Consider the following 26,229-nt stretch of genomic DNA (forward strand, 5'->3'; position numbering starts at 1 on the left):
GGTTTCGTCCGAAACCTTTTCCCCGGGGAGATTCACGTATGTCGCGCCCAGCGCTACCCGTCCGCCGTCGTCCGCTCGTTCTGCTGCTCGCATCCACTGCGCTGCTCGCGGGTTGCACGAATATGGAGAGACCGATGACCGCTTCCGCTGCACCCGCTAATGCCCCGACCGCGCCCACCGCCGCCGCGCCCGTCGATGACAATCCGATGCTCGCCAAATGGACCGGCCCGTTCGAAGGGGTGCCGCCGTGGGACAAGATGGACCCCGAGCTGTTCCCCGACGCATTCACCAAGGCGATGGCCGAAACGAGGGCCGAGGTGCAGGCAGTGATCGATAATCCCGCCGCCCCGACGTTCGAGAACACCCACGTCCCGATGATGCTGGCGGGCGACACCGCCGACCGGCTGTTCGCTTTATGGGGCGTCCAGTCGTCGAACAAGTCGAACGACCGGGTCGAGGCGATTGATGCCGAGTGGAGCCCGAAAATCTCGACCTTTTATACCGAGCTGTTCCTGCAGCCGAAGCTGTTCGCGCGATACAAGGCGGTGTACGACGCGCGCAAGTCGAGCGGTCTTGACGCCCAGCAGATCCGCATCGTCGAGCGCAGCTATGAAGAGATGGTGCGCGACGGCGCCAATCTGTCGCAGGCCGACAAGACCAAGCTGGTGGCGATGAACGCCAAGCTCGAAGGTCTGTTCTCGGCTTTCTCGTCAAAGCTGCTCGGCGATGAAAAGCTGTACACCTTCGTTACCGACAAGGCCGAACTGGCCGGGCTGGAGCCCGGCTTCGTCGCCTCGCTGGCGTCGGCGGCCGAGGCGAATGGCAAGCCCGGCCAATGGGCGATCAAGAACACCCGTTCGTCGGCGTCGCCGGTGTTGCAGAATTCGACCAACCGCGCGCTTCGCGAGCGGGTCTATAAGGCGTTCATCAGTCGCGGCGATAATGGCGATGCCAACGACACCAATGCAACGATCGCCGAAATCCTGAAGCTGCGCCAGCAGCGTGCCGAATTGCTGGGTTTCGCGACCCACGCCAATTATCGCATGGCCGACACGATGGCCAAAACCCCCGCCAACGCCATGGGCTTGATGATGAAGGTATGGCCCGCCGCGGTCGCGCGCGTGAAGGAAGAGGTCGCCGACATGCAGGCGATCGCCGACGCCGATGCCAAGGCCGGCAAGGGTCCGAAGCTGACGATCGAGCCGTGGGATTACCGCTTTTACGCCGAAAAGGTCCGCAAGCAGAAATACGACCTCGATGAGAGCGAAGTGAAGCCGTACCTCCAGCTCGACAAGCTGGTCGAGGGCATGTTCTGGTCGGCGGGCCAGCTCTATGATCTGGGGTTCAGGGAAAACACCGGCACCGTTCCGGTCTTCGACCCAAAGGTGCGGACGTTCGAGGTCTTCAACCTCAAGACCAAAGAGAATGTCGGCCTGCTCTATCTCGACAATTTCGCGCGCGACGGCAAACGGTCGGGCGCGTGGATGACCACCTATCGCAGCCAGCAGACGCTGGGCGGCGAGCGCAATGTGCTGGCGTCGAACAATAATAATTTCACCGAAGCGGCGAAGGGCGAGCCGACGCTGGTCAGCCTGGACGACGCGACGACGTTGTTCCACGAATTCGGTCATGGCATCCATTATCTGCTCCAGCACATCAACTATCCGGCGCTCGCCGGGGTACCGCGCGACTTCGTCGAATATCCGAGCCAGGTGAACGAAAACTGGTTCATGACCCCCGAAGTGCTGTCGAAATTCGCCACCCACTACAAGACAGGTGCGCCGATCCCGCAGGCGCTGGTCGACAAGATCCTGGCGTCGAACAAGTTCAACCAGGGATTCGACACGGTCGAATATCTGTCGAGCGCGATCGTCGACATGAAGATTCACGACCGCAAGGTGCCGGTGACCGACGTCGACAAGTTCGAGCGCGAGACGCTGACGGAAATGGGCATGCCGCGCGAAATCGTCATGCGCCACCGCCTGCCGCAGTTCAGCCATCTGTTCAGCAGCGACGCCTATTCGGCGGGCTATTACAGCTATTTGTGGTCGGAAACGATGGACGCCGACACCTGGGCGGCGTTCACCGAAGCCGGCGGTCCGTGGGACCGCACCGTCGCCGACCGGTTCCGCACCATATTGCTGATGACCGGCAACGAAACCGACCGCGCCGAGGCGTATCGCGCCTTCCGCGGCCGCGATCCGGATGTGTCGGCGCTGCTGAAAAAGCGCGGGTTTCCGACCGAATAATCTGGACAGAACCGGGGAGACAAAGGGGGTCTTATCGCCCCCTTTGTTTTTGGCTCAAGGGTGACCGCTACCGCCAGTTAGCCGACGTTCCATACTCTTTCACCTCGTCATCCCCGCGAAAGCGGGGACCCAGAGCGTGCGTCGGCGGGCCTGTCCCTGGGTTCCCGCTTTTGCGGGAATCACGAGGGTGAGGATGGCAGCTTATCACCTCCCAGCCGACATACCCAACACGCCCATCCGAATCCAATTGACCGTCGCCAGATTTGATATAAATATGATATCATAATTATATCGGAGGGCATCATGAGTGATTCGAGCGTAAACCCCAATCTCAACCCCACCCGCGAAGTGCGCGCGGCGACCGCCAGCGGCTATGTCATGCTGTTGATCTGGCTCGTCCTGCTGGCGGTCAGCGTGTGGTGCGGCATTCAGCTGGCCAACGACAATGTTACGCCGATGATCATCACTCTGCTGGCCACCGCGGTTGTCGGCGGCACCTTGATCCTCTGCGGCTTCTACCTGATCAACCCCAATGAAGCCGCGGCGATCCAGCTGTTCGGCAGCTATAAGGGCACCGACCGCGAAAGCGGGCTGCGTTGGGTGCTGCCGTGGCTGACGCGCAAGAAGATCGCGGTGCGCGCCAACAACGTGATTTCGGACAAGATCAAGGTCAACGATCTGCGCGGCAACCCGATCGAGATGGCGGCGCAGGTCGTGTGGCGCGTCACCGACACCGCGCAGGCGCTGTTCGACGTCGACGATTACAAGGAATTCGTGATGGCGCAGATCGAGGCCGCGGTGCGCTCGATCGGCTCGCGCTATCCCTATGACGATATCGAGCATCAGGAAATCACGCTGCGCGGCAATCATGACGAGGTCGGGGTCGAGCTGCGCAAGGCGCTGATCGAACGGCTGAGCGTCGCGGGGATCACGGTCGACGAATGTGGGCTGACGCATCTCGCCTATGCCCAGGAAATCGCTGGCGCGATGCTGCGCCGCCAGCAGGCCGAAGCGGTCATCTCGGCGCGCAAGAAGCTGGTCGAGGGCGCGGTGACGATGGTCGAAATGGCGCTGAACCTGCTGTCCGAAAAAGGCGTCGTCGAGCTCGACGACGAGCGCAAGGCGGCGATGGTGTCGAACCTGATGGTCGTGCTGTGCGGCGAACGCGACACCCAGCCGGTCGTCAACGCCGGATCGCTTTATTGACGTAAGAATCCCGCTCGTGTCGAGCGACGTCGAGACACCCATCGTGGGTACACGACCTTCGGGCATCTCGACTTCGCTCGATGCGAACGGGAATTAAGGTTTACCCTATGCCCGCGTCCGCCAAAAAGGCCTTTGCCCTCCGCCTCGATCCCGCGCTTTATGCCGCGATCGAGCGGATCGCGGCTGCCGAACTGCGCAGCGCCAATGCCGAGATCGAAATCCTGCTGCGCGAGGCGCTGGCGCGGCGCGGGGTCGGCGTGAAAACGACGGAAGCACCGAAACGCGGCCGACCGCCGAAAGAGGAAAGTTGAGCATGCCGCATGTTGTTATGCGAAAAGGTCCGTGGTTCCGCGCCAAGCGCCGCGGCTATGGCGCCGGGCTGCCGATCTACTGCGCGAAGACCGAGGGCGGCTGGCGCTGGCGATGAGCCGGGTGGAGATGATGGCGGCTTTGGGATAGGGAGAGGCGCTTCTTTACTCGTCACCCGGGCTTGACCCGGGGCCTGCCTTATCCCTCATCCGACGCTGGAAAGAAGTAAGGCGGGTCCCGGGTCAAGCCCGGGATGACGCAAGTGAAGGTCAGCAACCGGTCGTTAGCCGCCGCCACAACCTTTTCCGTCCATAGCGCCGCCACCCCGCTTGCCCCACAAGGGGTAGATGGTTAAGGCCGATGGCCATGACCGCCGTCCCGCCCTCCGTCCGCATCGCCCCGTCGATCCTCAGCGCCGATTTTGCCGCGCTGGGCCAGGAAGTGCGCGCGATCGAGGCGGCGGGCGCCGACTGGGTCCATATCGATGTGATGGACGGCCATTTCGTCCCCAATCTGACGATCGGCCCGGCGGTGGTAAAGGCCTTGCGCCCGCACTCGACCCTGCCCTTCGACGTCCATCTGATGATTTCGCCGGTCGATCATTTCCTCGACGCCTTTGCCGCGGCGGGCGCCGATGTCATCACCATTCATCCCGAAGCGGGGCCGCACATCCACCGCAGCATCCAGCATATCAAGTCGCTGGGCAAGCAAGCGGGGGTGTCGCTGAACCCGGCGACCCCGGCCAAGATGCTCGACTATCTGATCGACGACATCGACCTAGTGCTGATCATGAGCGTCAATCCGGGGTTCGGCGGCCAAAGTTTCATTTCCAGCCAGCTGCGCAAGATTGAGGCGGTCAGGAAGATGATCGACAAGACCGGCCGCGACATAAGGCTGGAGGTCGATGGTGGCATCGATGCCGGCACCGCGCCGCTGGCGATATCGGCGGGCGCCGATGTGCTGGTGGCGGGAACCGCGACCTTCAAGGGCGGACCCGATTGCTATGCCGACAATATCCGGCGGCTGCGCGGCGCCTGATCATGGAGGGGAGACCGTTGACCGCTGCCCCTGCCGACCCGCCGCTCGACCTGGCTGACGACATCGCGCCGATCGACGATTCGATCGAACCCGGCAAACGGCTGATCCGCCTGCCCGCCGACAAGGGGTTGTCGCTGGGCGACCGGATCGCGAATCATATCACCCGGCTGACCTGGCGCACGCCGCTGCATGCCTTTCGCCTTAAGGGGCGGTTTCCGCTCAAGCTGCTGGGCGTCCCCGCCGATCCGGTGCCGGGCGACACCCGCGCCGGTACCGCGATCCGCACCGGCCATTTCCTCCACCGCGGGCTCAAATTATCGCTCGGCGATCTCGATTTCGCCGCGCTCGACGTTGCGCCGACCTTTGCCGACTATCTCCACAGCTTTGCCTGGCTGCGCGACCTGTCCGCAACCGGATCGCGCGCCGACGGGGTGCCGATTGCCGAAGCAGTGGTGCGGCACTGGCTGGGGACCCACGGCGAGACGGTCAGCGAGCCAGCGTGGAAGGCTGACAATACGGCCTGGCGTATCCTGTTTTGGGCCGCGCACGCACCGCTGATCCTGTCGTCGAGCGACCTTGTCTATCGGTCCGCGGTGCTCAATCATCTGGCGCGCGGCGCGCGCCATCTGGATCGCGTCGCCGACAAGACGCGGCCCGGCACCGGCCAGATGGTCGGATGGGTCGGCATCGTCGCGGCGTCGCTGTTGATGCCCGGCGGCGAGCCGCGGCAGGTGTTCGGCGAGGCGGGGCTGCGCAAGGTGCTGGAGACGAGTTTCTACGCCGACGGCGGCAATATCTCACGATCACCGCAGGCGCAGCTGGACGCGATCATGGCGCTGTCGATGCTCGTGAAAGTTTACGACATGCGCCGCATGGAGGTGCCGCCCTTCGTTCAGGAGGTGCTGGCGCGCGCGGTCCCGGCGCTGCTCGGGCTGATCCACAGCGACGGCGGCATGGGCAGTTGGCAGGGCAGCGGCGCGACGTCGGCCGCCTATGTGCAGGCGATCGTCGACGCCAGCGGGGTACGCACCCGGCCGCTGAAGCAGGCGCGCGACTGGGGGTATCAACGGCTGGTCGCGAACAAGGTCGTGCTGCTTGCCGATGCCGCGCCTCCCCCCATAGCCCGCGTGACCGAAGCGGGCTGCGCGTCGACCCTTGCGTTCGAGCTGAGCGATGGCGACGAACGTATCGTCGTCAATTGCGGCGGCGCCGCGCTGACCGGCGCGACCATCCCCGCCGATCTGGCGCGCGGTCTCCGCACGACCGCCGCGCATTCGACGCTGATCCTGGCCGACACCAATTCGACCGCGATCCTGGCCAGCGGATCATTGGGCCGCGGTGTGACCGAGGTCGAACTCGACCGCCGCGAGACCCCGCAGGGCAGCCGCGTCGAAATGAGCCACGATGGCTATGCACGGCGCCACGGGCTGATCCACCGCCGCCTGCTGATCCTGTCGCCCAATGGGCGCGAGTTGCGCGGCGAGGACATGCTGCTGCCCGCCCCGCGCACCCGGCGCAAGGGTGACAAGGGGTTCGCACTGCGCTTTCACCTGGGCCGTAATATCTCGGCCAGCCTGACCGCCGACAAATTGGGGGCGCTACTCCGCATCAATGGCGGACCACTGTGGCAATTCCGCACATCGGAAGGCGCGCTGGAGGTCGAGCAGAGCCTGTGGGTCGATGGCGAGGGCCGCCCCCACCCGACCGAGCAGCTGGTCGTCACCGGCACGACGCCGGCGGGCGGCGCCAGCATCGGGTGGATTTTCAAACATATCGGGTAGGCGGCGGTCGTTTTCGACCGGTTGCGGCCATAGAATTCTCGTCATCCCGGACTTGATCCGGGGTCCATGACCCGTTGCACCGCCCCATGCTGCGAGCGCAGATGGATCCCGGATCAAGTCCGGGATGACGAATAGATGAGGGCGACAAACTACCCCAAAGCCGACGTTCCCCGCCTGTATATCCAACAGCCGGCGCCCCAGGGACTGAGCGCCGGCTGTTTGGTAGCTTAGAAGGCGTAGCGCGCCATCAGCTGGAACACCGGTCCGGCCTTTTCGCTTTCGAGTTCGAACTCGTCAAAGGTGCGATCGGCCTGATCCTTGACCGTCGTGAATTTGTTGAAACGTTCACGCTTGGCGCCGTTCAGCAGGTTCGATCCTACCGCACGGATGGTGAAGCTTTTACCGAAGCGCTTTTCAACAAAGATTTCGAGGTCGGCGCCATAGGTGGTGAAAACTTCCTCTCCGACAACGCGGTCGAACGCCCCGCCCTGTTTACGGTATGTAGCGCCGAAGGCCGCGCCGACCGATTTGATATCCTGGATGAAGCCAACGTTATAGACATAGTCCGACTGGCCATTGAAACGGCGTTTGCCGGCAAAATCGACGATCTTGCTGTCGAGCAGCGACAGATTGCCGAAAATGCCCGTGTCGGGCAGCCCGATGAAGCCGAGGTCGCTCGAAATGTCGAATTCGATGCCATATACCTTGCCGTCGCCGACGTTGAGCGGCTGGAATACGAAGGTGCCGCTGCCTTCCGACCCTTCGACGCCGGTGTTGGTCACTTCGATCAGGTCGTTGACCTTGCGATAGAAGACATTGACCCCGACGATGCCCGAACGGCCGATCCGCTGTTCAAAGCCAAGGTCGGCGCCCCACGCCGTTTCGGGGTCGAGCAGCGGATTGCCGAGCAGGTCGTTGTCGCCCAGTTCGGCCTCAAGCAGCGCAGGCGACAGAAAGTTGAATTCGGGACGGCGGCTGGTGCGCGCAACCGAGCCGATGATCCGGCCGCCGTTGCCAACGTTCAGCTTGAACGACGCCGACGGCAGGAATTTTTCATAGTCGTTCGTGACGCGCGTCGCCGGCGGGGTGAGGTCGTCGATCGTCAGGTCGGTCGTTTCATAACGAACCCCGGCCTCCCACGCGAAGGCGCCCGTCTTGCCCTCTACCAGCACAAAGCCGTCGAGCCGTTCTTCCTCGATCGTGTTGAGGCCGCCGGCCGCCGGAACGAAAGCGCCGAACGGACGCGCGAATTCGGTGGGGTTGCGGTTGAACTGATCATAGCCCTGCCGATTGGCAGCGGTCAGATTGTACCGATCGCGCGGTGCCTCGGTGATCGCGGTCGAGCGGTCTTTGTCCTGCCAGAAGCCACCGAACACGAGCTTGGTATCGGCACTCAGCGCAAATTCATGCTCCAGCTTCACCGAAAATTCCTTGTCGGTGATGCCGGTGCGCGTCTGATCGCCGGTAAAGCGCGGCAGCGCGCGGTCAAACTCGACTTCATATTCGGTTTCGAGACTATCCTCGTCGAAACGCGACAACCCCACTTTCAGGCTGGTTTCACCGAGCGACCAGCGGTGTGCGAGCTTGCCGTTGACGCTGTAATTGTCCTGATTGATCCGGTTCACATTGGCGTTGTCGACAGTCAGATTGCCCGGCGGCGTTGCGCGGATCGGACCGTTGATCGCGGTCGCGTCATTATATTCAAAGCTGCGCTCATCCTCGATCCGGTCGGTATGGACATAAAAACCATTGATCGAGAAATCGGTGGTGTCGCCCTTGATGTCATAGGTCGCGTTGAACGAATAATCCTTGCCGTCGCGGGTATCGCGCTGGTCTTCGCGATTGTTGAAATCGTCGGTCGCATAATCGGGATTATTCTCGGGCGAATCGTCGTAGCGCAGCGAGAATTTCTTCTTCGGGTTATGGCGACCCTGGAAATTGGCCCCGAGCAGGAAGCGACCCGGGCCAAGCGCCCCGCCGAAGACGCCGCCAAGGCTGGGTTCCAGCTCCTTGTCGTCGAAATAAAGGCCGCCGGCGCGCAAATAGCCGCCGTCGAGTTCATAGCCGTCGCGTAGCTTGATGTTGAGCGTGCCAGCGACGGCATCACCGGTGCGGCGCGCCGAGGAGGAGCGGACGATTTCGACGCGGTCGATCAGTTCGGCGGGGATGCGGTCGAGAAAGAAGCTGCGGTCGGCATTCGACCCCGGCACCTTTTCGCCGTTGATCAGGATCTGGGTATAGCCCGGCGGCAGACCGCGGAGCCGTGCGCCGTCGCTTTCGATCACGTCGGACAGAAAGGTCACCGACGGCACGCGCTTCAGCGCGTCGCCCGCGGTCAGCGGTTCGAAGCGCTGAAAGAATTCGCTGTCATAGGTCAGGATTGGTTCGGCCTGGTCGTCGTTGCGATTGCGGTAGCCGATGCTGCCGAGGACCACGATGTCCTGTGCCGAGGTAATCGTGCCATCCTCGTTCTGGATCGGCGCCATGTCCTGCGCCGTGGCCGGGACGGCGGCGAGCGCCGCTGCGAGCGCTAGAGCGGCGGCGGAATGCAGGCTGAAAACTCGAATCATGTGATCGTACCCCCGTTATCGTTGCCGGGCCTCTAAGGGGATCGTGTGACAGTTTGCGGCGAGCTGTGTGACGGTGTGATGACAGTTAAATTACGGAAATATTGTGGGATTGACGCCGCTGCACTTTACTGGGACGGGGCGCGCCAATCGCGCGCGGCGCGACCAGAAACAGGGGAAATCGTCATGACCGCCATCGTCCAATGGAAGCTGCTGACTTCGCTCGCTTTTGCGACCGCGCTCACGGGCTGCGCCGCAAGCGACCCGGTGTTCACCGGCCTGCCGCCTGCCCCCGTCACCGCGAGCGGCGAGACGGCGCCGGTCGGGACGGGCAAGGCCGATGCGGCGGACGATCCGGCGATCTGGGTCGATCCCGCCAACCCGAACCGCGCATTGATCGTTGCGACCGACAAGAAGGCGGGGCTGCACATCTATGACCTGACCGGCAAGGACATCGCCTTTGCCCAGGCCGGTCTCGTCAACAATGTCGATGTCGCGGGCAACATCATCGTCGCCAGCGATCGCAACGACGGGGTGAACGCGCATCTCGCGGTCTTTCGCCTCGATGCCGACAAGCCAGCAATCGTCGCGCTCGGCCGCGCCGCCGCCGGGACCGGCGAGGCCTATGGCCTGTGCCTCAAGAAGACCGCGCCCAGCGCGCCGCTGACCGCCGCGCTGATCGTCAAGGACGGTACGGTGCGCGTCGGCACGCTGACCATGGCCGACGGCGCAGCGCCGAGCTTCGCGATGGAATGGGAATATAAGATCCCGACCCAGTCCGAGGGCTGTGTCTTTGACGGCGATACGCTGTATGTCGGTGAGGAAGATGCCGGGGTCTGGGAATTGAAGCAGGACGGCAAAGGCGCAACCGCCCGCATCGTCGCACCTGTCGATAACCAGCGCCTTGTCGCAGATGTCGAAGGCCTCGCAACGATCGATCACAAGGGCCAGCGCTACCTGCTCGTGTCGAGCCAAGGCGACAACGCCTATGCAGTGTTCCGCCTGCCCGGGGTCGACTATGTCGGGCGCTTCGCGGTGACCGCAGGCGCGTTCGGCGCGACGAGCGAAACCGACGGGATCGAAGCGGCCGCCGGCAATTTCGGCACCGCTTACCCCGATGGCCTCTTTCTGGCGCAGGACGGCGACAACGCGCCCAAGGCGCAGAATTTCAAGCTGGTGCGCTGGGACCAGATCGCGGCGGCGCTGGGGCTTTAGCGCCGATGCAACATTAGAGCGCCGCGTCCCCGCGAAGGCGGGGACCCATCTCCGGCCGGCTCTACTTTGCACGGGCCGGTGATGGGCACCCGCCTTCGCGGGTGCACGGCGCTCTTAAGGGTCAACGCCGCTTGCGATAGCGGGCTCACCCGCCTAGGGGGGCCGCGTCATCCCATCGCCAGCCGAGGCTCTCCACAATGACCGATATTGTCCCCGTCCGCCGCGCTTTGCTGTCCGTTAGCGACAAGGCGGGGCTCGCCGACCTTGCCGCCGCGCTGGTGCGCCACGGCGTCGAGCTGGTGTCCACCGGCGGCACCGCCAAGGCATTGCGCGAGGCGGGACACAAGGTCCTCGACGTGTCCGACCTCACCGGCTTTCCCGAGATGATGGACGGCCGCGTCAAGACGCTGCACCCCACGGTGCACGGAGGCATCCTCGCGGTGCGCGACGACGCCGCGCATGTCGCATCGATGGAAGAACATGGCATCGGAGCGATCGATCTGGTCGTCGTCAACCTTTACCCGTTTGCGGCGACGGTCGCGAAGGGCGCGGCGCGCGACGAGATCATCGAGAATATCGACATCGGTGGCCCCGCGATGGTGCGCTCGTCGGCGAAGAACCACGCCTTTGTGAACATCGTCACCGAGCCTGAGGATTATGCCGCAGTCATCGAAGAGATGGACGCCAACGGCGGCGCCACCACCTTCGCGCTGCGCAAGCGCCTCGCCGCAACCGCCTTTGCGCATACCGCGACCTATGACAGCATGATTGCGCAGTGGTTTGCCTTTGCCGATCAGAACAAGCTCTTCCCCGACACGCTGCCGCTGACCGCGAAACTGCAAACCGAGCTGCGCTATGGTGAAAACCCGCACCAGAAGGCGGCGCTTTACTTGCCCACTGGTCCGTCGTCGCGCGGGATTGCGCAGGCGCAGCAGGTGCAGGGCAAGGAGCTCAGCTACAACAATATCAACGACGCCGACGCAGCGCTGGAGCTGGTTTCTGAATTCCGCGAGGCCGATCCGACCTGCGTCATCGTCAAGCACGCCAACCCCTGCGGCGTCGCAACCGCCGCGACGATCGCCGAGGCTTATGACGCGGCGCTGAAATGCGACGATGTGTCGGCGTTCGGCGGCATCATCGCAGTCAACCGGCCGCTCGACGGCGCGACCGCCGAAGCGATCAGCGGCATCTTCACCGAAGTCGTCTGCGCCCCCGACGCCGACGCCGATGCGCGCGCGATGTTTGCGAAGAAAAAGAACCTGCGACTGCTGCTGACCGGCGAACTGCCCGATCCGGCGCGCGGCGGCCTGATGATGAAGACGATCGCGGGCGGCTGGCTGGCGCAGAGCCGCGACAACGGCCGCATCACCCGCGCCGACCTGAAAATCGTCACCGACCGCGCGCCGACCGAGGAGGAACTCGCCGACGCACTGTTCGCGTGGACGATCGCCAAGCATGTGAAGTCGAACGCGATCGTCTATGCCAAGGGCGGATCGACCGCGGGTATTGGCGCCGGCCAGATGAACCGCCGCGACAGCGCGCGCATCGCCGCGGTGAAGGCACGCGAAGCCGCTGAATCACACGGCTGGGCCGAGCCCCGCACCGTCGGCAGTGCGGTGGCGAGCGACGCCTTTTTCCCCTTCGCCGATGGCCTGCTGGCGGCGGTCGAGGCGGGCGCGACGTGCGTGATCCAGCCCGGTGGATCGATCCGCGACGATGAGGTCATCGCGGCGGCGAACGCCGCAGGGCTGGCGATGGTGTTTACCGGGATGCGGCATTTCCGGCACTAACACTCCGTTCGCATCGAGCGTGGTCGAGATGCCCATCGGGCGTGTGAGACTTCGGGGTGTCTCGACTTCGCTCGACACGAACGGCTAAGAGAGGCGTGTGGTCATCACGACCCCCTGCGCCAAAGGACCAGCATGACCGCCATCACCAAGCCGCCCGGTTTCATCCAGCGCATGTACAATTGGACAATGGAGAAATCGGCGCACCCGCACGCCGAGTTCTGGCTGGCGCTCGTGGCCTTCGTCGAAGCAAGCTTCTTCCCGATCCCGCCGCACCCGCTGCTCGGGCTGATGTGCCTTGCCAATCCCAAGAAGGCGGTCCGTTATGCGATCATCTGCACCGTTGCTTCGGTGATGGGCGGCATGCTCGGCTATGGAATCGGCTTCTTCCTCTATGAAAGCGTCGGCCTGTGGCTGCTAGGCGTGCTCGGGCTGACCGATGCGTTCCCGCCGGCCGCCTGTTACCTCCGCGAATTCGGCGCCGAGATCATCTTGATCAAGGGTGCGACGCCAATCCCGTTCAAGCTGCTGACGATCACCGCCGGCTTCATCCATATGAATTTCTGGACCTTCCTGTGGGCCAGCCTCGCCAGCCGGGCCTTTTCCTTCCTGCTCGTCGGCATATTGTTCCGGCTGTTCGGGGCGCCGATCAAGGCGTTCATCGACAAATATCTGATCTGGGTGACGGGCGCGTTTCTGGTCGCCGTGGTCGCGGGCTTCCTTGCTATCGGCGCGCTGTCGGGCGATGGGAAGACGAAGGAAGCGGACAAGTGCAGCGGCGCGACGCTGGAAAGCATCGGGCTCGACCGGAAATAGCATCGCGCCGTGCAACCGGGAGCCGCGCCGCGAATTAGGGGCGTGTCGCGTCGGCTGCGGCACGGAGCATCCCATGACAAAGACCCCCGCGCGCTCGAACCAAGCCTCGGTCACCCACCACCGCGATCTGCGCACCGGCCAGTCGATCTGGTCGGCGCGGCGGCGCCCGAGTGTTCCGACCCAGCCCCTGACCCGCAACATCAGCTGCGATGTCGTGATTATCGGCGCTGGAATTTCGGGAGCGCTAATCGCCGAAACGCTATCGGAAGCAGGCTTGCAGGTGGTCGTCGTCGATCGCCGCGGCCCGCTGGACGGATCGACCGCGGCGTCGACCGCGATGCTGCAATATGAAATCGACACCCCGTTATCACTGCTGTCCGGGCAGATCGGGCGCGACCGCGCCGAGCGACTGTGGCGCCGGTCGCGCCAGTCGGTCGATGCGCTGCGCGAGCGGACTGAGCGGCTGGGGCTGAAGGTCGATGCCGCAACGCGCGGCTCAATCTATCTGCACGGCAACGTGCTGGATGCCGACGGTCTGGCGCGCGAGGCCTATGCGCGGCGGCGCGCGGGGTTCGAAATCGAGCTGCTGAAACCCGCTGCGGTGCTCGATCGCTATGGCATCAAGGGGCGGCACGCAATCATCGGCTTCGGCAATTATTCGGCCGATCCCCGCCAGCTCGCCGCGGGCTATCTCAACGTCGCGATCGAGCGCGGGGCGCGCGTCTATAGCCCGGTCGACATCTGCGACGTCGCGCCGAGCGACGGCGGCGTGACAATTCAAAGCGCCGATGGCCGCGAAATCCGCGCACGGTATCTGGTTGTCGCGACCGGCTATGAGATGATGAAGGGGGTGCCGCGCAAGGGCAATAAGATCATTTCGAGCTGGTCGATCGCGACCAAGGCGCAGCCGCGCGCGATCTGGCCGACCGCGGCGATGATCTGGGAAGCCGCCGATCCCTATCTCTATATCCGCACAACCCCGGCGGGCGAAGTGATCTGCGGCGGCGAGGATGAGGAGATCAGCGACGCCGACGAGCGCGACGCCAAGATTGCCGCCAAGACCGCGACCTTGTCGCGCAAGCTCGGCGCGCTGCTGCCGATGATCGATCCGACGCCGGTCCATGCGTGGGCGGGCAGCTTCGGCGACAGCAAGACCGGCACCCCGACGATCGGGCGGATTCCGCGGATGCCGAACTGCTATGCCGCGATGGGCTATGGCGGGAACGGTATCACCTTTTCAATGATGGCGGCGCAGATGCTGCGGGGGCTGATCTGCGGCGACGGCGATCCCGACGCCGATCTGGTCAGCTTTTCGCGAAAGTTCTGACTGCGCCTCGAGGAGGACGCAACGCTGGCGATCCCTACGCCGCGCCCAAACAGCCCGTTCGCATCGAGCGAAGTCGAGATGCCGTGAAGGCGCGCACCAACGATGGGTGTCTCGACTGCGCTCGACACGAACGGGATTAGGGGTTTGTCCGCCTATTCATTAGCCGCGGTGTGCAGCCAGTCGGCGTGGCGCGGCGCCTTTTTCGTCTGGCTCCATTCTTCCAGCATCAACGGCGCGACGCGTTTCAGCTCGGCATATTGCTCGGCAGTGCCAATGTCGCACGCCAGCTCGACGCGGTGGCCGTTCGGGTCGAAGAAATAGATCGATTTGAAAATGCCGTGGTGCGTCGGGCCGAGCACGTCGACGCCTTCGCTTTCCAGATGCGCTTTCGCCGCGACCAGTTCGTCGAAGCTGCCGACCTTGAACGCCAGATGCTGGACCCACGCCGGGGTATTCTCGTCGCGGCCCATCACCGGCTGGTTCGGCAGCTCGAAAAACGCCAGGATGTTGCCGTTCCCCGCTTCGAGGAAGACGTGCATATAGGGGTCATATTCGCCGGTCGACGGCACATGATCCTCGGCAAAGGCGGTGGTATAGGTCATGCCGAGCATACGCTCGTACCAATCCACCGTCTGCTTTGCGTCCTTGCAGCGATAGGCGGCGTGGTGGACGCCGCCCAATTTGATCGGGCTGGTCATTCGGCTGGTTCCTCGATGGTCAGGGCGCCGCGGCGAATCTGGTCCATTTCCATCGATTTGAACAGCGCGGTGAAATTGCCCTCGCCAAAGCCCTCATCCTTCTTGCGCTGGATGAATTCGAAGAACACCGGGCCGATCACGGTCTGACCGAATATCTGGAGGAGCAGGCGCGGGTCGCCTTCGGTCGTCGAACCGTCGAGCAGGATACCGCGCGACTGGAGGTCTTCGACCGACTCGCCGTGGCCCGGCAGGCGCTCTTCGAGCATCTCGTAATAGGTCGCCGGCGGCGCCGGGGCGAACGGATTGCCGAGCGCTTTCAGCTTGTCCCACGCGACATAAAGATCGTCGCAGCTGAACGCGATATGCTGGATGCCCTCGCCATTGTAAGCGCGCAGATATTCCTCGATCTGACCCTTGCCGCCCGCGCCTTCTTCGTTGAGCGGGATGCGGATCTTGCCGTCGGGGGCGGTCATCGCCTTCGAGGTCAGGCCGGTATATTCGCCCTTGATGTCGAAATAGCGGATCTCGCGGAAGCCCGCGATGCGCTCATAGAAGGCGGCCCAATGCGCCATGCGGCCGCCATAGACATTGTGGGTCAGGTGATCGATCAACTGCATGCCCGCGCCGACCGGGTGGCGATCGACGCCGTCCTCGTAAACGAAGTCGATGTCGTAGATGCTGAGGTCGTCGCCGTAACGGTCGATCAGATAGATGATCGAGCCGCCAATGCCGCGGATCGCGGGCAGGCGCAGTTCCATCGGGCCGGGATTCACCTCGACCGGCTCGGCGCCGCGTTCGATGGCTTCACTATACGCCTTCGCCGCGTCGCGGACGCGCCAGCCCATGCCGCAGGCCGACGGGCCATGCTCGGCAGCGAAATAGGCGGCGGGCGATTTCGGTTCGTAATTGGCGATCAGGTTGATCCCGCCCTGGCGCCACAGCTGGACGTCCTTCGAGCGGTGATGCGCGATCTGGGTAAAGCCCATCGCGGCAAATACGGGTTCGAGAAAGCCCTTTTCGGGCGCCGAGAATTCGACGAATTCGAAGCCGTCGAGGCCCAGCGGATTATCGAACAGGTCGGCCATAATCAATTCCCATCTAGTTTCAATTGAAACTATTATGGTCGATTGGGGGGCGGGAGTCAATGCGGGAGGCGGATCCACACTTCCGCTATTCGTCATCCCGGGCTTGACCCGGGACCCGCCTTGTCTTCTTCAAAAAGGCAGGCCCCGGATCAAGTCCGGGGTGACGAAAGGGGGGTGACGCTAGGCCCCCGCGCTCTCGAACGCCTCGAGCGCTTCGCCCGCGGCGACCCAGCGCGCTTCGGCGGCTTCTTGCGCGGCGACGATCTTGCCGCGGCGCTGCGACAATTCGCTCATCGTCAGGCCCTTATATTCGCTCGCAGCGCCCTGCGGGTCGAACATCGCGCGATCGATCGCCGACAGGATGACCTGATATTTGGCGAGATCGGCCTCGGCGTCCGAGACATCCTTACGCACCTTCGCTGCCGCCTCGCGCGCCGCCGCAGCAGCCTTGCGGTCTTCCTTTTTGTCGGCCTTCGACACCTTGTCCTTCGACGGTCCCTTGCCGAGGATCAGGTCGACATAATCGTCCATGCTGCCGTCATATTCGCGCGCGGTGCCGTCATCGACGAGCACCAGCCGGTCGGCGGTGAGTTCGAGCATATGGCGGTCGTGGCTGACCAGCACCACCGCGCCGTCGAAGCCGTTCAAGGCCTGTACCAGTGCTTCGCGCGCGTCGACGTCCAAATGGTTGGTCGGTTCGTCGAGGATCAGCAGGTGCGGTGCGTCGCGGGTGATCAGCGCCAGCGCCAGTCGCGCCTTTTCGCCGCCCGACAGCTTGGCAACCTCGGTCATCGCCTTGTTGCCCGAGAAGCCGAAGCGGCCGAGCTGGGCGCGGACCGCGCCCTGCGTCTTGCCCTCCATCACCCGCGTCATATGCGCGAGCGGGGTGTCCTTGCCGTCGAGTTCCTCGACCTGATATTGGGTGAAATATCCGACGCGCATCTTGCCCGACGCCGCCATTGCGCCGGCCATCGGGGCAAGCTGCGCGGCGAGCAGGCGCGCGAGCGTCGTCTTACCATTGCCGTTACGACCGAGCAGCGCGATGCGGTCATCGGGATCGATGCGCAGGTTGAGCCGCTGGAGGACCGCCTTGTCGGCATAACCGACGCTCGCGAGATCGAGCGTGATCAGCGGCGGTTTCAGCTCGTCGGGGCTGGGAAAATCGAACGCCAGCGTCTGATCCTCAGCGAGCGCGGCGATCGGCTGCATCCTGGCGAGCATCTTCGCACGCGACTGCGCCTGTTTCGCGGTCGAAGCGCGCGCACTGTTGCGCGCGACATAATCCTGAAGCTTGGCGCGCTGGGCATCCTGCGATGCCTTGGCGGCCGCAAGCTGCGCGGCGCGTTCGGCGCGCTGGCGTTCGAACGCGTCATAGCCGCCCGCGTAGAGCATCACCTTGCCGCCCTCGAGGTGGAGGATATTGTCGACGACATTGTTGAGCAGGTCGCGCTCGTGGCTGATCACCACCAGCTGCCCCGGATAGGCGCGCAGGAAGTTTTCGAGCCACAGCGTCGCTTCGAGATCGAGGTGGTTCGACGGTTCGTCGAGCAGCAACAAATCGGGTTCGGAGAACAAAAGCGCCGCCAGCGCGACGCGCATTTTCCACCCGCCCGAGAAGCTGTCGAGCGGCTGGGCCTGCATATCCTCGTCGAAGCCCAGCCCGATCAGGATGCGCGCCGCGCGGGCGGGGGCGGTATAGGCGTCGATCGCGATCAGCCGCTCGTGGATATCGCCGAGTTTGTCGGGGTCCTGCTCGGTCTCCGACGCATCCAGCAACTCGGCGCGTTCGGTATCAGCGGCGAGCACCGTGTCGAACGGCGTCGCGGTACCGCTCGGCGCTTCCTGCGCGATGTAGCCGACGCGCGTGCGGCGCGGCATGTCGATGCTGCCTTCGTCGGCTTCGAGCTGACCGATCATCACCTTCATCAGCGTCGATTTGCCCGCGCCGTTGCGCCCGATCAGCCCGACGCGGCTTTTCGCCGGCAGGCTCGCGGTGGCGCGTTCGAGGATGGCGCGCCCGCCAAGGCGGACAGTGATTCCGTTGATCGTCAGCATGGGCGCGCGCCTAGCATGTTGCGGCGCACAACCCAAGTCCCGGACTGGCGTTTCGCGCGAGCTTGCGGCAAACGGGCGGCATGACCGACCTTGCCCCCTTTCACATCGCCTTTCCCGTCGACGATCTGGACGCCGCGCGGCACTTTTATGGCACCGTCATCGGCTGCCCCGAAGGGCGCAGCGATGCCGACTGGATCGATTTCAACCTCTATGGCCACCAGATCGTCGCGCACCGCGTCGAGCGGCGCAAGGCGGTCGCGGGACATAATCCGGTCGATGGCCATGCGGTGCCGGTGCCCCACTTCGGCGTCGTGCTGCCGCCCGCAGACTGGCAGGCACTCGCCGATCGGTTAAAGGCGGCGGATGTGGCGTTCGTGATCGAACCGCACACGCGCTTTGCCGGTCAGCCCGGCGAGCAATCGACGATGTTCTTCCTCGACCCGGCAGGTAACGCGCTGGAGTTCAAGGCCTTTGCCGACGTCGGACAATTGTTCGCCAAATAGGCTAGTGCGCGGCGCCCATCGACACTTGTTTGGGCAAGGGCGCGCACCACACCGCAACCGCCGCGATGACGAACACGACACCCGACGCCATGAACAGGTGCAGCACGCCGATCGTCGACGCCTGAACCTCGACCAGCCGCTCGATCGCGGCGCGCGCCTGTTCCAGCGTCAGCCCGGCGCGCTGGAGCATATCCATGGTTTCGCCGGTGCCGTTCATTCCCGATACGAGTTCGGACCGCGCAACACGATTTTCGCCGTCCCATGCGGTCGTCGCGAGCGCGGTGCCGATCGCCCCGCTGAGGGTTCGCAGGAAACTCATCAATCCCGCCGCCGACGTCTTGTCCTTGTCGGGAACGCTCGACAACGCGAGCGCGGTCAATCCGACAAAGAAGAACGGCATGCCCATCCCTTGCAGCAGATGCGGCAGCGATAGCGTCCAATAATCGACATCGGCATTCCAGCTGGCGCGCAGCACCGACGTGAACGCCATCCACAAGATACCGGCGCTGATCGAAAGGCGAATATCGATCTTGCCGATCAACCCCGCGGCAACGGGGGACAGCAACACGGCGAACACACCGATCCACGCGACGATATAGCCCGTCTCGGTCGCGGTATAGCCCGCCACCTGCTGCAGCCACAGCGGCGTCAAGACGACCTGCGCGAAAAAGGCGCCGAACCCCAGCGAGATTGCGATCGTCGCAAAAGTGAAACCCCGGAACCGGAACACGCGTAGATCGACCACCGGATTGGCGTCGGTCAGTTCCCAGATGACGAAGGCGACGACACCGATCGCTGAAATCACCGCGAGCGTCACGATCCACGACGATTCGAACCAGTCATGCTCGCGCCCGGTGTCGAGCATCAGCTGAAAAGCACCGACCGACAGCACCAACAGTAGCAGGCCGATCATGTCGATCCGCGCCCTGACCTTGATCGTTTCGAACGGCCGTAGCATGCTGGCGACGCCGAAAAAAACCACCGCGACGACGGGCAGGTTGATGAAGAATATCCAGTGCCAGCTCCAATTGTCGCTGATCGTGCCGCCCAGGATCGGCCCCAGGATCGGCGCCGTGGTCGTCGTCATCGCCCAGATCGCCAGCGCGATCCCCGCCTTTTCTTTCGGAAAGATGCGCAGCAACAATATCTGCGACAGCGGCATCAACGGCCCGCCCGCCAGCCCCTGAAGAATCCGGAACAGCACCAAGGCGCTCAAGGTGCTGGAAATACCGCACAGGAACGAAAAAATGCCGAAGCCGACGATCGAATAGAGGAACCAGCGCACGGTACCGAAACGCATCGCAAGCCAGCCGGTGAGCGGTACGCTGATCGCGTCGGCCACCGCATAGCTGGTGATGACCCATGTGCCCTGCGTCGGCGACACCGCCAGCCCGCCCGCGATATGCGGCACCGACACATTGGCGATCGTGGTGTCGAGCACGACGACGAAATTGGCGAGCGCGAGGGCAAAAGCGGCGAGGATCAGCCGCCCGCCGGTCAGCGGCTGCGGCTCGGCCGGAATTGCGGATGGCGAGGCGACGGCGGTTGCCATGCGTCAGTTGCCGCGCGTGTCGATCGTGGCTTCCATCGACAGGCCGACACGCAGCGGATGCGCCTTCAACTCCTTGGGATCGAGCGAGATCCGCACGGGAAGCCGTTGGACCACCTTCACCCAGTTGCCCGTCGCATTTTGCGCCGGGATCAGGGAGAAAGCCGCGCCGGTGCCGCCCGCGATGCCGACGACCTTGCCATGATAGACGACGTCGCTGCCGTAAAAGTCCGAGGTCAGCTCGACCGGCTGACCCATGCGGATATCCTGGAACTGGCTTTCCTTGAAATTGGCGTCGACATAAGCGGTGGCAATCGGGACGAGGACCATGATCGGCGCGCCCGCAGCGATCCGCTGGCCAACCTGCACTTGCCGATTGGTGACGATGCCATCGACAGGGGCGCGCAGCACGGTGCGCGCGAGGTCGAGCTGTGCCTTTTCCAGCCGCGCTTCCGCCGCCGCGACGTCGGGCGCGGTGTTGATCGTGGTGCCGCGCACGACGGCTTCGGCGGCGCCGAGATCGCCGCTTGCCGATCCACGTGTCGCCTCGGCCGAGGCGATGCCGGCGGCGGCGAGGTCGCGCGCCGCAGCGGCCGAGGCCAGCGCCGCGCGCGCCGCGGTAAGCTCTTCACCCGATACGGCGCCGGTGCCGGCAATACTTTCGCGCCGCGCGAGATCGGCCCGAGCGCGTGTAACTGTCGCATCCGCGTCGCGCAGGCGCGCCCGGGCCTGGGCGATCTCTGCGCCGCGCGCCGTGACGCGGGCGCGGGCGGCATCGGCGGTCGCGCCCGCCTGCCCATAGCGCTGACGCGCCTGGAGCAGTGCGGCTTCGGCATCGGCGACCGCGATCCGCTGATCGGCGTCGTCGAGGATGACGAGGATATCACCCTTCTTCACCGCCTGCGTACCGGCGACGCGAACTTCCTTCACCGGACCGGAGACCAGCGCGGTGACCTGCGCCGAATCCGCCCCGACATAAGCGTTGTCGGTGTGAACGCGCCCCGCCTGCGTGAGGACATACCAAAGCCCCCACAGGATCGCGATCGTCACGACAACGAGTCCGAGGATGCGAAACAGCTTTTTGCGCTTGGCGCCGCGGTCGATCGCAGCCGTATCGGGCGCGTCGGCTGGCGTCGTAGCCGTTTCGTCGGCCATCATTTATCTCCTGTTGGATTGGCGGCTCGGTATCCGCCGCCAAGCGCGCGGATCAGGGCGATATCGAGCGAGAGCTGGCGCGCCTCGAGGTCGGCGACGGCGCGGCTGAGCGCCACCATGCTGTCCTCGGCGGTCAGTTGGTCGATTTGGTTCGACAGACCGGCGCGATATCGCAGCCCGGCCAGCTTGGCGCCTTCGGCAGCGGCCGCCAGCGCGTCGCGCCGCCCGGCAAGCTGGCGCTCAGTCGCGGCGCGGCTGGCAGCGATGTCGGCAACATCGCGCAGCGCGCCAATCAGCGTCTTGTCATACGTCGCGACGGCAACGTCATAATCGGCGCGCGCACCGCGATAGCTGCCCTGAAGCCGCCCGCCGTCGAAGATCGGCAGGCTGATCGCAGCGCCGCCATTGCCATATTCGGACCCGGCGCTGAAGAGATTGGAAAGGCCAAGCGACTGGAGCCCGACAAGCGCCGACAGGCTGATGTTCGGATAGAAATCGGCGCGTGCGACGTCGATGCGCTTCGCCGCCGCTTCGGCGCGCAGCCGCGCCGCGACAATATCGGGCCGCCGCCCGACCAGATCGATCCCGGCGCCGACCGGCAAGCCGACGGGCGGGCGGGCCAGCTGCGGCCGCGCGATCGACAGCCCGCGAGCGGGACCGGCGCCGATCAGCGCGGCAAGCCGGTTGTGGGTCAGGGCAATCGCTTCGTCGAGCGCAACGACGTCGGCGCGCGACGAGGCAACGCGGCTTTCAGCCTGGCGCTGGTTCGACTGATTTTCCAGGCCCGCCCGGGCGCGCTCGCCCGATAGCGTGGCGCTGGCCGATCGCACGCGCACCGCATCGTTCGCGACGTCGCGCGCAGCGTGGTAATTGGCGAGGTCGGCATAGGCCGATGCGATGCCAGTCGTGAGCATCAGCCGCGCCTGCGCCGCATCGACGCGCGCCGCAGCGGCCTCGGATGCGGCTGCGGCGAGCGCGGCGCGATTACGGCCCCACAGGTCAAGGTCGAACGAGAAGGTCGCGGCGATATGGCCGGTATCCTGAATGCCGTTGGGGACGAACTGCGGCGGGATGCCCAGATTCTTGCTTTGCTGGACGCCGCCGGCGCTGGCCTCGGCACCGACGCGCGGCAGCAGCGCGGCGCCTGCCCGCTCGGCGAAACCATCGGCGGCGCGAACGCGGGCCGCGGCGATCGCGACATCGGGCGCGCCCTTGAGTCCTTCGGCGATCAACGAGTCGAGCTGCGCATCGCCAAAGCCGGTCCACCAGCCCTCTGTGGGCCATTCGCCTTGCGTTCCGGCAAGACTCGCGCTCGAAGCAAATGATTCAGCGGGCGCCGGAACCGGCTTGGTCCCGAGGTCAGGTACGGTCGCGCAGCCCGCAAGCAGGCCCAAAACGGCGGTTGTGAGAAATAATGATCTGGGCATGGCTTCCAACGATACTAGCTGGTATCATGGCCCAATGAGCTTTGGAGAATGGGTTGTCAATCGAAATGATACCAGCCAGTACACCTGATTTGGATGATCCGGCAGCGGTACGGCGCAACGCCTTCGTCGCGGCCGCGCGCGAGCTGTTTTTCGCCAACGGCTATGCCGGGACGACAATGTCGTCGATCGCAAGCAAGGTCGGCGGATCGAAGACGACCTTGTGGACCTATTTCCCATCCAAGGAGGAGTTGTTCACCGCCGTCGTCGATGACATTGTGCGCCAATATGGCCACGCGCTGACGATCGACCTACCGATCGACGAGCCTGTGACCGATGTGCTGCGCCGCTTCGGCAGTGTATTGATGACGAAGCTGACAGCAACGCCCTTGCTGTCGCTTTTTCGCCTCGTCGTCGGAGAGGCGGAGCGCTTCCCGCATCTCGCCGAGACCTTTTACGATCGTGGCCCGCGCCGCGGCAAGGCACGCGCCGCCGACTGGATTGCCGAAAAAATGGTGCGCGGCGAGATTCGGATAGGCGACCCGATGCGCGCCGTGCAGCAGTTCGCTGGCCTCTGTCAGTCGGGGCTGTATCAGTTTGCGATCCTTGGGATGGCCGAGGCGCGCGACCTCAGCCGTCTTCAGGAGGAAGTCGATGCGGCGGTCGATACTTTTTATCGCGCCTGGGGGCTCGATCCGTGCGGGTGACGTTAATGGACACCCGCCCGTTTTCCCCCAAAAAGCTAACAAAAAAGCGCGAGCCGTTGCCGACACGCGCTTTGAACCATCTTTTCCGATCGGTTGTTGGTTGCGGGAGTAGGATTTGAACCTACGACCTTCAGGTTATGAGCCTGACGAGCTACCGGGCTGCTCCATCCCGCGCCACCAACTTGCAGATCTCAGCGCTGCTGCGCGAGCTGCAAAACAGCAAAAGGCCGGCATTTCTGCCGGCCTCTAACTTTGTGAATGGGTTTTTCCAATTTCGGCCACACGTCGGCTACAATGCCTGGCGACGTCCTACTCTTCCAGGGCTTGAGCCATAGTACCATCGGCGCTGTCAGGTTTCACGTCCGAGTTCGAGATGGGATCGGGTGGGTCACTGACGCCATGGTCACCAAGCAATGAAGCCGGCGTGGGTCGAATTTGGGTTTCAATCGAATGCCCGTGCAATTTGGACTATGTTACAATCATCCACTTCGCGAACAACCGTCAGGCTTTTGACCATTCAGGACTGTCGTTGATGGTGGGACTCTTAAGTGCGAATAGAGCAATTAGTATCGGTTAGCTCCACACGTTACCGCGCTTCTACATCCGATCTATCAACGTGGTGGTCTCCCACGGCTCTATGAAATCTTATCTTGAGGGAGGCTTCCCGCTTAGATGCTTTCAGCGGTTATCCCGTCCATACATAGCTACCCTGCTGCGCCACTGGCGTGACGACAGGTACACCAGAGGTATGTTCAACCCGGTCCTCTCGTACTAGGGTCAACTCCTCTCAAATTTCGACGCCCACGGCAGATAGGGACCAAACTGTCTCACGACGTTCTGAACCCAGCTCACGTACCACTTTAATTGGCGAACAGCCAAACCCTTGGGACCTGCTCCAGCCCCAGGATGTGATGAGCCGACATCGAGGTGCCAAACGATTCCGTCGATATGAGCTCTTGGGAATCATCAGCCTGTTATCCCCGGCGTACCTTTTATCCGTTGAGCGATGGCCCTTCCACTCGGGACCACCGGATCACTATGACCGACTTTCGTCTCTGCTCGACTCGTCAGTCTCGCAGTCAGGCAGGCTTATGCCATTGCACTCTTGCAGACGGTTTCCAACCGTCCTGAGCCTACCATCGCGCGCCTCCGTTACTCTTTAGGAGGCGACCGCCCCAGTCAAACTACCCACCACAGAGGGTCCCTGATCCAGTTTCATGGATCGAGGTTAGACATCAGAAAACAGCAGGGTGGTATTTCACCTATGGCTCCACATCATCTGGCGACGATGCTTCAAAGCCTCCCACCTATGCTACACAGCTCTTTCCTAATGCCACTCTGAAGTTGCAGTAAAGGTGCACGGGGTCTTTCCGTCTAACCGCGGGTACTCCGCATCTTCACGGAGAATTCAATTTCGCTGAGCATCTCCTGGAGACAGTGGGGAAGTCGTTACGCCATTCGTGCAGGTCGGAACTTACCCGACAAGGAATTTCGCTACCTTAGGACCGTTATAGTTACGGCCGCCGTTTACCTGGGCTTCATTTCGCAGCTTGCACCACTCCACTTAACCTTCAGGCACCGGGCAGGCGTCAGGCCCTATACGTCGTCTTGAAGCCGACTTAGCAGAGCCCTGTGTTTTTGCTAAACAGTCGCTACCCCCTGGCCTGTGCCCCCTCAAACCGGTTGCCCGGAATGAGGGCCTCCTTCTTCCGAAGGTACGGAGGCAATTTGCCGAGTTCCTTCAGGAGACTTCTCTCAAGCGCCTTGGTATACTCTACCATTCCACCTGTGTCGGTTTAGGGTACGGTCTATAATGGAGGGGCTATTTCCTGGAACCTCTTCAAAGCCTGCTCAATCCAATAAGAGCAAACAATTTACGAGATCCGTCACACACCTCCAGGCCCACGAATATTAACGTGGTTCCCATCGACTACCCCCTTCGGGCTCGTCTTAGGGGCCGGCTTACCCTGCTCAGATTAGCTTTAAGCAGGAACCCTTGGAATTTCGGCGACAGGGCATCTCACCCTGTTTATCGCTACTCATGTCAGCATTCGCACTTCCGATACCTCCACGACCCATTACCAGATCGCTTCATCAGCCTACGGAACGCTCCGCTACCGCGTACCACATAAGTGGCACACCCTAAGCTTCGGTGCACGTCTTGAGCCCCGTTACATTTTCGCCGCAGGAACCCTTATTTAGACCAGTGAGCTGTTACGCTTTCTTTAAAGGATGGCTGCTTCTAAGCCAACCTCCTGGTTGTTTTGGGATTCCCACATGCTTTACCACTTAGACGTGACTTGGGGACCTTAGCTGTAGGTCAGGGCTGTTTCCCTTTTGACGACGGACCTTAGCACCCGCCGTCTGTCTGCCAGATATTACTCTTGGGTATTCGGAGTTTGGTTAGAATTGGTAGATCTCGCGACCCCCGCATCCATCCAGTGCTCTACCCCCCAAGGTATTCGTCTGACGCTCTACCTCAATAGATTTCGCGGAGAACCAGCTATTTCCCGGTTTGATTGGCCTTTCACCCCTAAGCACAACTCATCCGACAATTTTTCAACATTGAACGGTTCGGCCCTCCAGTGCGTGTTACCGCACCTTCAGCCTGGTCATGCATAGATCACCGGGTTTCGGGTCTAATGCATCAAACTCATTCGCCCTATTCAGACTCGCTTTCGCTACGCCTACACCTAACGGCTTAAGCTTGCTTGATACACTAAGTCACTGACCCATTATGCAAGAGGTACGCTGTCAG

Annotated in this window: 18 protein-coding genes, 1 tRNA gene and 2 rRNA genes (1 of these 21 running past the window's edge); 11 read left to right on the forward strand and 10 right to left on the reverse strand. The window is 63.2% G+C overall.

Going from position 1 to position 26,229, the window contains the following annotated elements; genetic code table 11:
• Nucleotides 1–134: 134 nt before the first annotated feature.
• The 5 genes from ACQY6T_RS12085 (at nucleotide 135) to ACQY6T_RS12105 (ending at nucleotide 6,583) form a co-directional block, all read left to right on the forward strand.
• Nucleotides 135–2,249, forward strand: coding sequence for a M3 family metallopeptidase (locus ACQY6T_RS12085; protein WP_428631046.1), 2,115 nt, complete (start codon nucleotides 135–137; stop codon nucleotides 2,247–2,249).
• A gap of 303 nt (nucleotides 2,250–2,552) precedes the next feature.
• A complete protein-coding gene (locus ACQY6T_RS12090) occupies nucleotides 2,553–3,455 on the forward strand; it encodes an SPFH domain-containing protein (RefSeq protein WP_428631047.1) in 903 nt (300 codons plus the stop codon).
• A 107-nt stretch (nucleotides 3,456–3,562) separates the two neighbouring features.
• On the forward strand, nucleotides 3,563–3,766 hold the full coding sequence (locus tag ACQY6T_RS12095; protein ID WP_428631048.1) for a toxin-antitoxin system HicB family antitoxin: 204 nt from the start codon (nucleotides 3,563–3,565) through the stop codon (nucleotides 3,764–3,766).
• A gap of 364 nt (nucleotides 3,767–4,130) precedes the next feature.
• Entirely contained in the window at nucleotides 4,131–4,802 is a 672-nt protein-coding gene (rpe, locus tag ACQY6T_RS12100; RefSeq protein WP_428631049.1) for a ribulose-phosphate 3-epimerase, read from the forward strand.
• A 2-nt stretch (nucleotides 4,803–4,804) separates the two neighbouring features.
• Nucleotides 4,805–6,583, forward strand: a complete 1,779-nt coding sequence (locus ACQY6T_RS12105) for a heparinase II/III family protein (RefSeq protein WP_428631050.1) — start codon at nucleotides 4,805–4,807, stop codon at nucleotides 6,581–6,583.
• Nucleotides 6,584–6,810: 227 nt separating this feature from the next.
• On the opposite strand, the gene ACQY6T_RS12110 is transcribed toward ACQY6T_RS12105, so the two are convergent.
• Nucleotides 6,811–9,153: a TonB-dependent receptor plug domain-containing protein gene (locus ACQY6T_RS12110; protein WP_428631051.1), complete on the reverse strand. Its 2,343-nt coding sequence runs from the start codon at nucleotides 9,151–9,153 to the stop codon at nucleotides 6,811–6,813.
• Between the two features lie 183 nt (nucleotides 9,154–9,336).
• Here ACQY6T_RS12110 and ACQY6T_RS12115 point away from each other — a divergent pair, with 183 nt between their 5' ends.
• The 4 genes from ACQY6T_RS12115 to ACQY6T_RS12130 all read left to right on the forward strand — a co-directional run bounded on the left by ACQY6T_RS12115 (nucleotide 9,337) and on the right by ACQY6T_RS12130 (nucleotide 14,295).
• Complete coding sequence (locus ACQY6T_RS12115; RefSeq protein WP_428631052.1) at nucleotides 9,337–10,365, forward strand: phytase; 1,029 nt, start codon at nucleotides 9,337–9,339, stop codon at nucleotides 10,363–10,365.
• A gap of 197 nt (nucleotides 10,366–10,562) precedes the next feature.
• Entirely contained in the window at nucleotides 10,563–12,155 is a 1,593-nt protein-coding gene (purH, locus tag ACQY6T_RS12120) for a bifunctional phosphoribosylaminoimidazolecarboxamide formyltransferase/IMP cyclohydrolase (RefSeq protein ID WP_428631053.1), read from the forward strand.
• A 132-nt stretch (nucleotides 12,156–12,287) separates the two neighbouring features.
• On the forward strand, nucleotides 12,288–12,968 hold the full coding sequence (locus ACQY6T_RS12125; RefSeq protein ID WP_428631054.1) for a YqaA family protein: 681 nt from the start codon (nucleotides 12,288–12,290) through the stop codon (nucleotides 12,966–12,968).
• A 73-nt stretch (nucleotides 12,969–13,041) separates the two neighbouring features.
• Nucleotides 13,042–14,295, forward strand: coding sequence for an NAD(P)/FAD-dependent oxidoreductase (locus tag ACQY6T_RS12130; protein ID WP_428631055.1), 1,254 nt, complete (start codon nucleotides 13,042–13,044; stop codon nucleotides 14,293–14,295).
• A 152-nt stretch (nucleotides 14,296–14,447) separates the two neighbouring features.
• Here ACQY6T_RS12130 and ACQY6T_RS12135 read toward each other — a convergent pair whose 3' ends face one another.
• The 3 genes from ACQY6T_RS12135 to ACQY6T_RS12145 all read right to left on the reverse strand — a co-directional run bounded on the left by ACQY6T_RS12135 (nucleotide 14,448) and on the right by ACQY6T_RS12145 (nucleotide 18,133).
• A complete protein-coding gene (locus ACQY6T_RS12135) occupies nucleotides 14,448–14,993 on the reverse strand; it encodes a VOC family protein (protein ID WP_428631056.1) in 546 nt (181 codons plus the stop codon).
• Nucleotides 14,990–16,078, reverse strand: a complete 1,089-nt coding sequence (hppD, locus tag ACQY6T_RS12140; protein WP_428631057.1) for a 4-hydroxyphenylpyruvate dioxygenase — start codon at nucleotides 16,076–16,078, stop codon at nucleotides 14,990–14,992. Before hppD ends, ACQY6T_RS12135 begins: the two co-directional genes overlap by 4 nt.
• 180 nt (nucleotides 16,079–16,258) lie before the next feature.
• The gene (locus tag ACQY6T_RS12145; RefSeq protein WP_428631058.1) at nucleotides 16,259–18,133 is read right to left on the reverse strand and encodes an ABC-F family ATP-binding cassette domain-containing protein; all 1,875 of its coding nucleotides are present in this window, start codon (nucleotides 18,131–18,133) and stop codon (nucleotides 16,259–16,261) included.
• Nucleotides 18,134–18,213: 80 nt separating this feature from the next.
• Between ACQY6T_RS12145 and ACQY6T_RS12150 the strand changes: the two genes are divergently transcribed.
• Entirely contained in the window at nucleotides 18,214–18,636 is a 423-nt protein-coding gene (locus tag ACQY6T_RS12150) for a VOC family protein (RefSeq protein WP_428631059.1), read from the forward strand.
• Between the two features lies 1 nt (nucleotide 18,637).
• Here ACQY6T_RS12150 and ACQY6T_RS12155 read toward each other — a convergent pair whose 3' ends face one another.
• The 3 genes from ACQY6T_RS12155 to ACQY6T_RS12165 are packed head-to-tail and all read right to left on the reverse strand — an operon-like array spanning nucleotide 18,638 to nucleotide 22,767.
• A complete protein-coding gene (locus ACQY6T_RS12155) occupies nucleotides 18,638–20,188 on the reverse strand; it encodes a DHA2 family efflux MFS transporter permease subunit (protein ID WP_428631060.1) in 1,551 nt (516 codons plus the stop codon).
• Nucleotides 20,189–20,191: 3 nt separating this feature from the next.
• Nucleotides 20,192–21,340, reverse strand: a complete 1,149-nt coding sequence (locus ACQY6T_RS12160; RefSeq protein WP_428631061.1) for an HlyD family efflux transporter periplasmic adaptor subunit — start codon at nucleotides 21,338–21,340, stop codon at nucleotides 20,192–20,194.
• The gene (locus tag ACQY6T_RS12165; protein ID WP_428631062.1) at nucleotides 21,340–22,767 is read right to left on the reverse strand and encodes an efflux transporter outer membrane subunit; all 1,428 of its coding nucleotides are present in this window, start codon (nucleotides 22,765–22,767) and stop codon (nucleotides 21,340–21,342) included. The genes ACQY6T_RS12160 and ACQY6T_RS12165 overlap by 1 nt, the downstream gene beginning before the upstream one ends.
• 89 nt (nucleotides 22,768–22,856) lie before the next feature.
• On the opposite strand from ACQY6T_RS12165, the gene ACQY6T_RS12170 reads away from it, so the two are divergent.
• Nucleotides 22,857–23,471, forward strand: a complete 615-nt coding sequence (locus tag ACQY6T_RS12170) for a TetR/AcrR family transcriptional regulator (protein WP_428631063.1) — start codon at nucleotides 22,857–22,859, stop codon at nucleotides 23,469–23,471.
• Nucleotides 23,472–23,568: 97 nt separating this feature from the next.
• Here ACQY6T_RS12170 and ACQY6T_RS12175 read toward each other — a convergent pair.
• The 3 genes from ACQY6T_RS12175 to ACQY6T_RS12185 all read right to left on the reverse strand — a co-directional run.
• Nucleotides 23,569–23,645, reverse strand: a tRNA-Met gene (locus ACQY6T_RS12175).
• A gap of 122 nt (nucleotides 23,646–23,767) precedes the next feature.
• Nucleotides 23,768–23,882: ribosomal RNA gene (rrf, locus tag ACQY6T_RS12180) — 5S ribosomal RNA — on the reverse strand.
• A gap of 133 nt (nucleotides 23,883–24,015) precedes the next feature.
• A 23S ribosomal RNA gene (locus ACQY6T_RS12185) occupies nucleotides 24,016–26,229 on the reverse strand (it continues 581 nt past the right edge of the window).

This window comes from Sphingopyxis sp., from assembly GCF_965279725.1.
Classification (GTDB): domain Bacteria; phylum Pseudomonadota; class Alphaproteobacteria; order Sphingomonadales; family Sphingomonadaceae; genus Sphingopyxis.